This window comes from Bacillus sp. GBSW19 (genome assembly GCF_002998655.1).
Lineage (GTDB): Bacteria > Bacillota > Bacilli > Bacillales > Bacillaceae > Bacillus.
Window position 1 is genome coordinate 200,903 of record NZ_PVRF01000003.1, and the last position, 14,620, is coordinate 215,522.

The 14,620-nt window shown below is 46.5% G+C and carries 2 protein-coding genes; both read left to right on the plus strand.

What is annotated here, in order from left to right; all coding sequences use genetic code 11:
- The first annotated feature begins 13 nt into the window (after positions 1-13).
- Positions 14-10,708: a non-ribosomal peptide synthetase gene (locus tag C6344_RS15510; RefSeq protein WP_106073072.1), complete on the plus strand. Its 10,695-nt coding sequence runs from the start codon at positions 14-16 to the stop codon at positions 10,706-10,708.
- Between the two features lie 44 nt (positions 10,709-10,752).
- Positions 10,753-14,586: a non-ribosomal peptide synthetase gene (locus C6344_RS15515; RefSeq protein ID WP_106061730.1), complete on the plus strand. Its 3,834-nt coding sequence runs from the start codon at positions 10,753-10,755 to the stop codon at positions 14,584-14,586.
- Positions 14,587-14,620 lie beyond the last annotated feature (34 nt).

Genomic DNA, 14,620 nt, shown 5'->3' on the forward strand with positions numbered 1-14,620 from the left:
AAGAGGTGGACATATGAGCAAGCAGAAGATTCAGAAGGTATATCCTTTAACACCCATGCAGGAGGGCATGCTGTATCATGCCATGCTAGACCCTAATTCCTCCTCTTATTTCACACAGCTTGAGCTTGGAATAAGCGGAGAGTTTGATCTCGCTCTTTTTGAAAAAAGTCTCAATGAGCTCATACGGACATATGACATTCTCCGTACAGCCTTTGTCTATCAACAATTGCAAAAGCCTCGTCAGGTTGTACTGGCTGAACGTCATCTAGATGTGTATCGAGAGAATCTATCTCATCTGAATCATCAAGAGCAGCAAAAGGTATTGGGTCAATATAAAAAGCAAGTGAGAAAGCAAGGATTTCACTTAACAAATGATCTGTTATTGAAGGTCGCTGTTTTTCAACTAAATGAAACAAACTGGCATCTAATTTGGAGCAACCATCACATCATCATGGATGGTTGGTCCATGGGTGTTTTAATGAAAAAACTGTTTCATTACTATGAATCTTTTCGGAACGATCGAACGCCGGATCGCTCACAGGGAAAGCCTTATGCAGATTATATCCAGTGGCTTGGAAAGCAAAATAAACAAGAAGCGGAAAGTTATTGGCAGGAGCGTCTAGATGGAGCGGTTCAGCATCAAGGGCTGCTGCAGCAAAATGAAGCGAACGGACAATACGACCATCAGGAATGGACGTTTACATGGGATGCTCAAACGGTACAAGCCATTCAAAATGTAGCAAGAAAATGCCAAGTGACAGCCCCGAACCTGTTTCAGGCTGTCTGGTCTGTTCTATTAGGCACCTATCATGCAGCTGATGATGTCACATTCGGCACCGTTGTATCGGGCAGACCTCCAAGTGTATCTGGAATTGAGCGCATGGCAGGGCTGTTTATCAATACGATACCCGTTCGAGTGACATTGGATCAGGGGCAGACGTTCAAACAGTTGTTTCAAAAGGTTCAGCAGCATGCACTGGAAGCGGAAAACTATGATTTTATGCCGCTTTATGACATTCAGCAAAAGACAGCTGCTGGAGGGCAGCTCTTTGATCATTTGGTTGGGTTTGAGAACTATCCTTTAGATCAGGAGCTGTCTGGTGATACCATGTCTGCACGGCTTGGTTTTTCCATTGATGTAAAGGACGGATTTGAACAAACGAATTTCGACCTAAATGTCCTTGTTTATCCAGGTGAAACGTGGACATTGAAAATCAAATACAACGCCATAGCTTTTGAAGAAAAGATCATTGAAAACATATCAAAACATCTGACCAATCTCATGAAGCAAATCATCCAGAACCCTGATGTACGCCTTCATGAAGTGACATGTATCACAGAAGAGGAGAAGCAGCAGATTGAAGCTTGGAATCAGACAGAGCGAGATTATCCGAAGCATCTGTCTATTCCTGAGCTGCTTAATGAACGTATGAAGGCGCAGCCTGACCATCTGGCATTAGTTGAAGGCGATCGAACATTCACGTACGAGGAGCTTGGACAAGAAATCCGTCGTTTAGCCGGCAGTCTTGTTGAAAACGGCGTACAGCCCGGAGATGCTGTCGCGGTGTATATGAACCGATCAGCAGATGCGGTGATCGCCATTTTAGCAGTTCTGCACGCAGGGGCAGCTTATGTGCCGATTGATCCTTCCCAGCCTGAGGAGAGAATCCGATGGATGCTTGAAGACAGCGGCGCATCCATTTTGCTGCATGCTGACAATCAGCCGCCAGTTGATGAACATATCAAGGCTGTACATGTGACCAGCATGCCTCATCGCTCACACGTGGATTTCTCAGTCCGGACGTCTCCATCTCAATTGGCGTATATCATGTATACATCAGGATCAACTGGACAGCCCAAAGGGGTTCAAATTGAGCATCAGCATATTGTGAGATTGGCTTGCTCTCAGGAGAAATTAGGCTTGACCAAGTCGGATCGTATGGCGCATACAGGGGCCGTCAGCTTTGATGCTATTACCTTTGAGATATTTACCACGCTGCTAAATGGGGCGACGCTTTATCCTGTTGACCGTGATACTTTATTGGATATTCATCGATTCGAACAATTTATCCAAACACATCAGTTGACGGCGCTCTTTTTAACAACTGGATTATTTAATCAGCTCGCTCAGCAGCGGCCGCAAATGTTCGAAGGATTAACCACATTAATTACAGGCGGTGACGTCATCAATGTGAAGAGTGCGGAGCTTGTGAAACAGCATCATCCAGCACTTGTTTTACTGAATGCCTATGGTCCAACTGAAAATACAACCATCTCGACCATTTACGAAGTAAGAGGAGATGAAACGGGTCCGATCCCAATTGGTCAGCCGATCAACCATTCGTCGGCTTATATTTTAGATGATGATCAAAGATTGCAGCCAATTGGAGCGCCAGGAGAGCTGTATGTTGGCGGAGATGGTGTCGCAAGAGGGTATCTCCATCGTCCGGATTTGACCAATCAAGTGTTCATGGCAGATCCTTTTAAGCCGTCAGGCCGTTTGTATCGAACAGGGGATTTGGCTAGATATGGCGCGGATGGCCAGATCGAATTCCTCGGCCGGACAGATGATCAGGTGAAAATTCGAGGCTTCCGTATTGAGCTTGGTGAAATTGAAACAGTGCTTCAGCAAAAAGCGGGCATAGATGATGCGGTTGTGCTTGTCCATTCGTTTTCCTCAGATGAAAAGGAAATCACCGCTTACTTCACAGGGACAATGACAGAAGAAGAGGTGCGGGATTTATTCAATCAAGAGCTGCCAGCTTATATGGTGCCGCACCATGTGATGAAGCTGGATGCTTTTACGCTCACATCGAACGGGAAGGTAGATCGAAAAGCTTTACCAAAGCCGGACGAAGCGCATCAGGAGAAAAAGGAAATCATTTCGCCTGAGACGGAGACAGAAAAGGCACTTGCTCAAATTTGGGAGGAGCTCCTTGGGAAAACGGTAGGAGTAGATGAACATTTCTTCATGGCTGGCGGGCACTCTCTCAAAGCAATGATGATGTCCGCGAAAATTCAAGAGGTGCTTCAAAAGGAAGTACCGATTCAAGTGATTTTTGAGAAGCCGACGATTCGTTCATTAGCGGCATATATCGATCAGGATGGTCAAGAAGAAAAAGGACATCCCATCTTACCAGCAGAGCAGGCGGACGAATATCCGGTATCACCAGCTCAGCGCCGTTTATACATTTTGCAGACACTCGAACCTGACAGCACGAATTATCATATTCCGATCGTCTTAACGCTTGAAGGGGCACTCGAATATCAGCGGCTCAGATCAGCGTTTGATCAGTTGATCCAAACGCATGAAATCTTAAGAACGAGTTTTCATATAAATGGAGAAGACATCGTCCAAAGGGTGAATGAATGGACTGCATTTGACCTTCCCGTTCATGACATCAAAGAAGAAGAGGCAGAGGCATTCCTTTCTGAACGTCAAACACCATTTGATTTAACAGCTGCGCCTCTATTGCGAGCTCAGTTGTTGAAGGTCAGTGAGAACCGTCATCTTCTCGTCTTGGAAGCACATCATCTCATTACAGATGGCAGCTCCATGAAGACGTTCATTCAAGATTTGGCGAAGGCCTATGATGGAGAAGCTCTTGCAGAAAGAGCCATTCATTATAAAGATTACGCTGTCTGGCAGTTAAGTGAAGAAGAGACGGAGAAACAGAAGGAGCATGAAGCATATTGGTTGAAGCAATTCGAAGGAGACTTACCGGTATTAGAGCTGCCAACTGATTATCCGCGTCCAGCGGAACGTTATTTTTACGGAGAACGATTCATGTTTGGCTGTGATCAAGCGACGACTCAGCGGATTCATGAATTGCTTCAGAAAACAGATACGACCATGTACATGTTCTTGTTATCTGCCTTTCAAGTGCTGCTTGCCACCTATAGCGGCCAGGAAGATATCATCGTTGGTTCCCCTGTTGCAGGACGGACACACCCTGATATACAGGACATGCCGGGGATGTTTATCAACACTGTTGCGATGCGCGGAAAACCAGAACAAACGAAGACATTTTTACAGCTGCTTGAAGAAATAAAAGAAACGAGTGTTGACGCTTTTGCTCATCAAAGCTATCCACTCGAAGAGTTAATTGCACGTCTTCCGCTAGATCGTGATACAACCCGAAGCCCGCTCTTTAGCGTGTCATTTAACATGCAGAACATGGAGGTTCCGGCGCTAAAGCTCGGCGATCTGCACATTTCGCCTTATGCCATTCAGCATCACTCTGTCAAATTTGACTTGTCTCTAGAAGCATTTGAACGAGAGGGAGCATTAAAGCTGAGCTTTGACTATGCAGCGGCATTATTTAAAGAAGAGACGGTCCGCAGGTTCGGAACTCATCTTCTAGCGATTATTCGTGAAGCGGTCCAACACCCGGATGAACAGATCGGCTTGCTCCGTATCCTTGATCAGCATGAGCAAATAGAGCGATTGGAGAAAAAAGACGAAGTGCAATCGAATCGTCATGAGCCCTTCCATGTCCAATTTTCGCGTCAGGTAAAGGAAACACCAGATGCCATTGCGGTGATGGATGATCAACGGAAGCTCACTTACCGCGAGCTGGAAGACATGGCAAATGCGCTTGGCAGTGAACTGAAGGTGCGAGGCGTCGAGAAAGAAAAGACTGTAGCACTGATTCTTGACCGCTCTGTCTATGTCATCGTCTCAATGCTTGGTGTGATGAAAGCAGGTGGTGCATTTGTACCAATTGATCCGGCCTTCCCTGCGGAACGTATCCGTTACACATTAGAAGATTCAGGTGCACAAGTGATCGTGACAAATGAGTCTCTTGCAGGTTCCTATCAAGATCACAAGTCGATTCAGGTGGTGCAGGTTGAAAAAGCAGTGCAGCAAAGCCGCTCGCTAGATCTGCCGGAAGGCTCAGCCGATCAGCTCGCTTATGTAATATACACATCTGGTACAACAGGGAAGCCGAAGGGTGTACAGCTCACGCATCGTAATCTATCACACTATGTCAACTGGCTGACAAATGAGGTGACATTGCAAGAATGCGATCGGACGGCACTGCTTTCTTCTTATGCATACGATCTCGGTTACACAAGCATTTTCCCTGTTTTAAAAGCAGGGGGGACACTCTATGTGCCTCGTGAAGATGTGTATACAGACCCGGTGCGTCTTATGCGTTTGATTGATGAACAAGAGCTGACGTATATCAAAATGACACCATCCTTATTTCATATGATGGCAGATTCGAAGGATCATGCATTTAATGCTTTACGCCTTGTGATACTTGGAGGGGAACCGATTGTCTCTGAGGATGTTGAAACGTTTATGGAGCAGCACCCATGTGTGGCAGTGATGAACCACTATGGCCCGACAGAGACAACTATTGGGACTGTGACCAAGCTGATCACACCGCAAGAGCTAGGCGCTTTGATGGATCGCTCTGTGATCGGGCAGCCAATTGCTCACACAAGAGCGCTCGCACTCAATCGTCAGCAGCGCCTTGTCCCTTATGGCGCACCTGGAGAGCTTTATATATCGGGGGAAGGTGTATCGAGAGGGTATTTGAATCAGCCTGAATTAACAGCAGAGCGTTTTCTTGAAAATCCATATTATCCTCAGGAGCGAATGTATCGCACAGGGGATTTGGTCAGACAGCATGCAAATGGAGACATTGAGTTTCTCGGAAGAATAGATGATCAAGTGAAAATCCGCGGTTATCGTATTGAGAAACAGGAAATTGAGCATGCCGCGCGTGCACGATTATCCATTCAAGAGGTGTATGTCAAAGTAATTCACATGTCCCGTTTACCGGAGCTTGCACTCTATTACACAGCGCCTGAGCCAATTGGAACACTGACGTTTAGAGAAAAGCTTGCGGAGACACTGCCGGATTATATGATTCCAACGTACTTTGTCAAAGTCGACCACATTCCGCTCACACAAAACGGAAAGGTAGATGCGAAGTCTATGCCGCTTCCGCACGAGGTGCATATGAACCGCGCGGTGCATGCAGCACCAGAAACGGCACTTGAGCAGTCGCTGTGTGACATTTGGTCAGAAGTACTTGGGGTTGAACAAATAGGTGTTCATGATCACTTCTTTGAATTGGGAGGTCATTCTCTCAAAGGCATGGTGCTCATTTCGAAGGTACAAGCCAAGCTGAACAAGCATGTGCCGCTCAAAGTCCTTTTTGAAAAGCCAACGATACGGGCGATGGCAGCCTATTTGGAAGAAGTGGATTCTTCGGACATCACATCCATTCATCCGGCGGAGAAGCAAGATTTCTATCCTGTCTCTTCCGCTCAAAAGCGGATGTATGTGTTACAGCAGCTGCATCCAGAAGCAGTTACTTACCATATGCCAGCTGTTTTGATGATGGAAGGCAGCCTTGATGTGAAGCTGCTAGAAGAAGCGCTGCAAGCCTTGATCGAACGACATGAATCATTGCGGACAGCCTTTGTAGAAATTGACGGCGTACCAGTTCAAAAAGTCTATCGCCGAATGCCGTTTACGTTAGAGGTTGTTGAAGTAGAGAGAGGTCATGAACAACCTGTCATAGACGCATTCATCACCCCATTCTCATTACATCAAGCACCATTAATGAGGGCAAAGGTGGCGAAGCTTTCTAATGAAGAATATGTGTTCATGATGGATATGCACCATATCATCGCAGATGGTGTCACACGCAGTTTGCTCATTCAAGAATTGGCAGAGTTGTATGAGAAAAAGACATTACCGCCAGTTCAGCTGCACTACAAGGATTATGCGGTATGGCAGCAGGAAGAAAAGCAGCAAGCGCTGCTCGAGAAACAGCGTCAATATTGGCTAGAGCAATACGCTCAGCCGCCTGAAGATTTGGCGCTGCCACTTGATTTTCCGCGCCCTCATGTTCAGTCATTTGAAGGAGACCGAGTCGACAGATGGTTATCTGCTGAAAAGGTGCAGTCCATTAAAACGCTCATGGCTGAAAAAGGTGTAAGCTTGAACATGGTCATGCAAACGGCATTTGCCATTTTCCTTTCCAATTTAACTGGGCAGACAGATATCGTTATAGGCGCTGTGACAGCAGGACGTACGCATGCTTCAATGGAACGGGTTCCGGGCATGTTTGTGAATACACTGGCTCTTCGACATGAAGTGCAGCTGGAGGAAACGACAGCACAATTGCTTGAAAAAATGAAAGATCGCAGCCTATCAGCCCATGAACATCAAGATTTCCCGTTTGAGGAATTGGTGGCACAGTTAGATCTTCCGAAAGACACGAGCCGCAATCCATTGTTTAGTGTCATGCTGACAACGGATGACCGAGATCTGACGTTACCGGATCTGGATGGACTCAAGCTTTCGCAAAAACAGCAAGAGACAGTTCAAGCAAAATTTGATGTAACGCTCGGTGTATTTGAAGAAAAAGACCAAGTGGGCCTGCGTTTTGAGTATGCAGCGGCACTGTTTAAAAAGAAGACCATTCAGCGTTGGAGTCAATATTTTGAACAAATCATAGACGAAATGCTGGCTAAGCTCAATCAGCCAATTTCAGCGCTATCGATCTTAACTGAAGAGGAAAAACGAGAACTGATCAATGAATGGTCAGGTCCTGTCCTAGACGTTCCGTCAGATCAAACGATCCATGAACTAATTGGAGCTAATGCGCACAAAGCGCCTCACCAAAAGGCGGCGACCTTCTGCGGAACGAGCTGGACATATGAGGAACTGAACAATCGGGCGAATGTAGTTGCTCAGAAATTGATCTCTCTTGGCACAAAACCCGGAGATCGCGTCGGCATTCTCACCCGTCCATCGCTTGACATGACGGCAGCCGTCCTTGGCGTCCTGAAGGCAGGTGCGGCATTCGTTCCAATTGATGCGGATTATCCGGCTCAGCGTATTGCGTACATGCTAGAGGACTGCGAGGCAGAGGTGCTTCTGATGCAAAAAGGACTGACTGCACCAACTTCTTTCACAGGTCATGTTCTGCAAATAGAAGATGCCGTAGAAGGAGAAGCACAAGAAATTCAGGTACATGTGAAACCAACAGATCTCGCCTATATGATTTACACATCGGGAACGACTGGACAGCCGAAGGGTGTCATGGTCGAGCACCAGTCCCTTGTCAATCTTGCTTTCTGGCACAATGATGCCTTCCAAGTGACAAATGCGGATCGAACCGCCAAATATGCCGGCTTTGGCTTTGACGCCTCCATTTGGGAAATGTTCCCGTCATGGATCGCCGGCGCAGAGCTGCACATCATCGATGAAGCGATTCGTCTCGATATGATCAAGCTCAATACGTATTTCAATGAAAAAGGGATCACCATTGCGTTCCTGCCGACCCAGTTATGCGAGCAGTTTATGTCAATGGACAATCATTCACTGCGCTACCTACTGACTGGCGGAGACAAGCTGAAACAGGTAAAGCCTGTTCCATATAAACTCGTCAATAACTATGGCCCAACAGAAAACACAGTCGTAGCGACCAGCGGGATCATCAACCCAGATCAAGGCACACTTCCGATCGGAACAGCGATTGCCAATACTCGTTTCTACATCATGGGTTCGTTATACGACCTCTCGCCGCCAGGCGTACCGGGTGAGCTCGTGATCGCAGGAAAAGGACTGGCAAGAGGGTACTGGAATCTTCCAGAGGAAACAGAGAAACGATTTGTCCCAGATCCATTTTATCCAGGCGAGCGCATGTACCGTACAGGCGACTTGGTGAAATGGACAGAGGATGGTGAGCTGATTTACCTCGGCAGAAAAGACCATCAGGTCAACATCCGAGGCTTCCGTATTGAACTGTCAGAAGTTGAGGCGCAGCTCCTTGCGCTGGCGGAAGTCAAAGAAGCAGTCGTGACAACGGTCAAAGATGCCAGCGAACAAGATTCGCTTGTGGCATATGTCATCACCGATGAAGAAACGACCGACCTGAAAGAAAGTCTAAAACGAACGTTGCCAGACTATATGGTGCCATCATCCATCATCAAGCTTAACCAACTGCCGATGACGGCAAATGGCAAAGTCGATCTAAAAGCATTGCCAGCGCCTGATATGGAAGCAAACCAAACGGCATACGAAGCGCCAAGAGACGAAGTTGAAACACTGCTTTGCGATATTTGGGCAGATGTCCTTGGCGTGAGCCAAGTCGGCATTCACGACCACTTCTTCTTCCTTGGTGGAGACTCAATTAAAGGCATCCAAATGGCAAGCAGACTCACACAAGCGGGCTGGAAGCTCGATATGAAGCTACTATTCCAATATCCAACGATTGCGGAGCTGCGCCCATATATCGAAGAAGCCGATCAAATGACAGCCGACCAATCACCAGTTGAAGGGGAAGTCATTTTGACTCCAATTCAACGCTGGTTCTTTGAGCGAGCATTCAGTGACCAGCACCATTGGAATCTCTCGATGATGCTTCATGCGCCAAACGGATTTGACCTTTCGATTACAGAACAAGTGATGCAGAAATTACTTTCACATCATGATGCACTGCGTATGGTATACAGGCAGGAGCATGATGACATTCTGCAATACAATCAGCGGGAGCTCAGGGAATCGATTGCGATTATTTCTCATGATGTCTCTAAAGAGCACGACGTGAAAAAGGCCATTTCCACATATGCCAACGAGTATCAGCGTCAGCTGAACCTCGAAACAGGTCCACTCATGAAAGTGATTTGTTTCCGTGCAAAAGATGGCGATCACTTACTCATCGTGACACACCATCTTGTCATTGACGGTGTCTCATGCCGAATTTTACTAGAGGATTTTATGTCTCTTTATCAGCAGGCAGCTCAAGGACAAACGCTCGTCCTTCCGCCAAAAACCCATTCCTTTAAAGAATGGGCAGAGGCAATCGAACGATACGCACAGTCCAAGCCGTTAAAAAGCCAAAGTGAGTACTGGACAGAGATTGACACTCTGCCATTGACCACTTTACCTGTTGATCATGAAGTAACGAAAAGAAAAGTTGCTCAAACAAAAGCAGTACAGATGCAGCTTTCAGAGTCCGAAACCGAGCATCTCTTAACCGATATTCATCTACCGTACACAACGGAAATGAATGATATTCTTCTATGTGCTCTCGGGCTTGCCGTTCAGGAGTGGACAGGGAAGTCCCATGTACATGTGCAACTTGAAGGTCATGGAAGAGAGGATATTTTATCAGGGCTGGATGTCTCCCGCACGGTTGGCTGGTTTACGAGTATGTATCCAGTTGTTCTTGAAGCAAAGCCGGATCAGACCATAGCTGATGCTATTAAAGGAACGAAAGAGATGCTGCGGCGTGTGCCAAATAAAGGAATTGGCTACGGGATTTTGAAATACATGACAGCCACTGAGCCGTCAGGACAGCACGTACATCCTGAAATCAGCTTGAACTATCTTGGGCAGATCGATCAGGAAGTGACGACAGAACTCTTTGGACCGTCCACCTATGATATGGGACGACAAGCAAGCCCTGATTCAGAAGCTGTCTATAAGCTGAACCTCAGTGGTCTTGTTCAACACAATCGATTCATGTTGTCGTGTTCCTATTGTACAGATGAATATGAAGAACAAACGATACAGCAGTTCATGGCATTGTTGAAAGAAAAAATCCAATCCATCATTACCCATTGTTTAGCGCAGCACGAAAGAGAATTTACGCCAAGTGACTTCTCTGCGGCTGATCTTGAAATGGATGAAATGGACGACATTTTTGACATGCTTGAGGAAAAATTGACCTAACAACACGAGATCAGTCATACAAACGGGAAGGGAGGATGAAATAGATGAGTTCATTTAAAAGGGATCAAGTTCAAGACATGTATTATCTGTCACCGATGCAAGAAGGAATGCTGTTTCATACCCTCCATCATCAAGAAAAGGGCTTTTATGTAGAGCAAATGGATATGAACGTAAAGGGCACACTGCGTCATGACTTACTTGAGAAAAGCATGAATGTCATCGTGGAACGGTACGATATTTTTCGTACCGTATTTCTCCACGAAAAAGTGAAGCGCCCTGTCCAAGTTGTGCTGAAGAAACGCCCTTTTACGCTTGATGTGGTGGACATGCAGGATCTTTCTGAAGACGAACAGCTTGTACGTATTGAGACATTTAAACAACAGGATCAGCTGAGAGGATTTGATCTCTCGAAGGATTCTCTCATGCGGGCATCCGTTTTCCAAACGGGTCCTGCCAGCTATCGCTGGATATGGAGCTATCACCATATCCTCCTTGATGGCTGGTGCTTTGGGCTTGTGGTGCAGGAGTTATTTGCAATTTATCATGCACTTTTGCATGACGTCCCTTACAAGCTGGAACCGGTTAAACCATACAAAGAATATATTCAATGGCTGGAAAAACAAGATAAACAAGCATCACTTCAATATTGGCAGCAATCATTAGCCGGGTTTGATGGACAATCAACCTTTAAAGAACAGAGAAAACAAACGAATGAACATGAATTAGGCGAAATGGAATGGTCGATGAGCAAAGAAGAAACGGCTGCTTTATCAGAGTTAGCGTTGCAGCAAAATGCCACGTTAAGCAGCGTGCTTCAATCGGTGTGGTCAATTCTGTTGAGCAGATATCAGCGTTCAAATGATGTGTTGTTTGGCACGGTTGTGTCGGGACGTCCGGCAGATTTGGCTGGTGTTGACAGAATGGTTGGCTTGTTCATCAATGTCATCCCAAGAAGAATTCAGCTGACAGATGACATGACATTCCGTTCTCTTCTATCAGAGACTCAGCAGCAGTCTCTTGCAGCCGAGCCGCACCAATATATTCCGATTTATGATATTCAGGCAAAGACAGGTCAGCAGCCACTCATTGATCATATTGTCGTGTTTGAAAACGTCCCAGCCGCAAAGAAGGACGAGCAAGAGGCGCGATTAGGGTTTACTGTGGAAAACATGAATGTGTATGAAAAATCGAACTATGATCTCAATTTGCTGGCATCACCAGGAGAACAATTGCAATTGAAGCTGGCCTTTAACCAAAAAGCATTTGATCCTCAATTTGTCCACCGGTTAAAGGAGCAGCTGAGTCTATTGATGAGCGAGGCGATCAAGCATCCTGATCAATCGGTTCATACACTTACACTCGTCACGAAACAGGAAAAGCAGCTGATTCTTGAGGAATGGAATGCGCCTGAGCTTGAGCATGACCAGCTGTATTTGTCGAAATGGTTTGAGCATAATGTCCGCAAACAGCCGAATGCAGTGGCATTATCAGCAGGTGAGCACACGATGACATATGCGGAGCTGAATGAACAAGCCAATCGATTGGCAAGGCATTTGCAAAAAAATGGGGTCACGCATCAAACGGTCATCGCCATTTTAGCCGACCGCACGCCTAAACTTATTGTCAGCCTGCTGGCTGTCTTAAAAGCAGGCGCAATCTATGTGCCAATTGATCCCGATTATCCAGAAAGCCGCATTCAATACATGCTTAAAGACAGCGGGGCAACGCATCTTCTGACTCACTCATCCTTTATCGGTCAGGCGAAGGCACTTGCGTTTGATGGTACGTATCTGTTTGCGGATGATCAGGAAATTTCACTGATGAGCTCAGAGAATCTTCTGCTAGAAGCAGGCTTACACGATACGGCTTACATCATGTATACATCTGGTACAACAGGTCAGCCAAAAGGCATCATGACGACCCATTCCAATATTGCCCGGGTGGTCAAAAATACGAACTACTTAACCATTTCAGAAACAGATACACTGCTGTCACTATCCAACAGTGTATTTGATGGCTTTACATTTGATGTATATGGCGCACTTTTAAACGGAGCAAAGCTTGTCTTGCCGAAAAAAGAGACCATTTTAAACATGGGCGAGCTGACGGGGTTGATTAAAAGGGAAAACATTTCTGTCATGTTTGTTCCGACGGCATTATTTAATCTCCTCGTTGATGAAGAAACCGACTGGATGCGCAGTGTGCGCAAGGTGCTGTTCGGAGGAGAGCGGGCATCGGTACAGCATGTGAGGAAAGCCTTTGATGTCATGGGGAAAGCCAGACTGATCAATGTCTACGGTCCAACCGAATCAACGGTCTTCGCCACCTATTATCCAGTAGATGAGGCTCTGCCGGTAGAGACGCGTTCGATTCCAATCGGAAAGCCGCTCAACCAGACGGGTGCTTATATATTGAGCCCGCACGGACAGCTTCAGCCGATTGGAATGGTCGGAGAACTATGCCTGAGCGGAAAAGGGCTTGCGAAGGGGTATTTGAATCGTCCTGATCTGACAAAACAAGCCTTTATCGCCCATCCATTTGCTGCGGGAGAAAGGCTGTATCGTACGGGAGACTTGGCCTATTTTCGAGCAGACGGTTTGATTGAGTATGCAGGCAGAGTGGATGACCAGGTGAAAATTCGTGGTCATCGAATTGAGCTGACAGAAATTGAAGCCCACCTTCTCATGCATCCAGGCGTAAAGCAAGCTGCCCTTATAGCTGATCAGCATAACACGCAGCATACAAGGCTGCTCGCCTATATGACGTGTGAGGAGGAGTGGAAGGACAAACTCGATGTGATCAAGTCAGGGCTGAAGGAAAAACTTCCGGCTTACATGCAGCCTCATGAGCTGATCAGACTTGAGAAAATGCCGCTTACGCCAAATGGAAAGGTTGATAAACGTCAGCTGCCAAAGCCAGAGGCGCCTCAAGGAAACCGCCATGTGAAGCTTCCAGTAAATGAGGTAGAACAAAAGTTGCTTGTGATGTGGAGGGAAGTGCTTGAAAGAGATGATATCAGCACAGATGACCATTTCTTTGAGCTTGGCGGGCATTCATTAAAAGCGATGTCGCTTTTATCCAAGGTGTCGAAGGAATTCGATGTTCAGGTGCCCATTCATTTGCTGTTTGAGACGCCTACCATTGAAGCAATCAGCCGTTATATTCAACAGCAGGATCAGGAAGCCGCAGGCTATCTTGTATTCAATGAATCTCAAACGCCAACAGTCTTTGCTCTCCCGCCATTACCAGGCTATGGCTTTATTTATCAGGAAGCCGCAAAAACGCTTGATGGTGTTCGTTTGATCGCCTTTGACTTTATTGAAGCCGATCATCGAATTTCGCAATATGTTCAGCATATCCAGCACCTTCAGCCTGAAGGACCGCTGACTTTGATGGGATACTCTGGCGGGTGCTACCTAGCCTTTGAGCTTGTTCAATCGCTCGAACAAGCAGGGCGGACCGTCGAAAAGGTCATCATGATCGATTCCTATAAGAAAATAGGAGAAAGTGATTTAGAAGGACGATCCATTGATGACGATATAGCAGCGATCGTCCATCAGTCGCAGCAAAGTGAACTTGCCCAAGCGGAGCTCATCCAAGACGCGCTGGCTCAAAAAACGAGAGCCTACTATGAAACTTTTGTTAAGGGGGTGAACCAAGGAGAGATACAAGCAGACATTGACTTCATCCAATCCGAAGAGCAAATTGCGATACCAGACTGGATGGAAAATTGGGAAGCTGCGACGACCGGCGCTTATCGACAATATCAAGGCTATGGTCAGCACGCTGACATGTTCAAAAACAAAGAATGTGCCGCTCAAAATGCACAGCTGATCCAAAAGATAGTCCATCATAAAAATAGAGAAGCAGTCTTGTAAACTTTAGATTAGGCAGGGGTGCACACTGGCAGCC

What these genes read in the sequence shown, in the direction of transcription:
- C6344_RS15510 (WP_106073072.1), top strand. Translation starts at nt 14, where the DNA reads ATGAGCAAGCAGAAGATTCAGAAGGTATATCCTTTAACACCCATGCAG.
- C6344_RS15515 (WP_106061730.1), top strand. Translation starts at nt 10,753, where the DNA reads ATGAGTTCATTTAAAAGGGATCAAGTTCAAGACATGTATTATCTGTCA.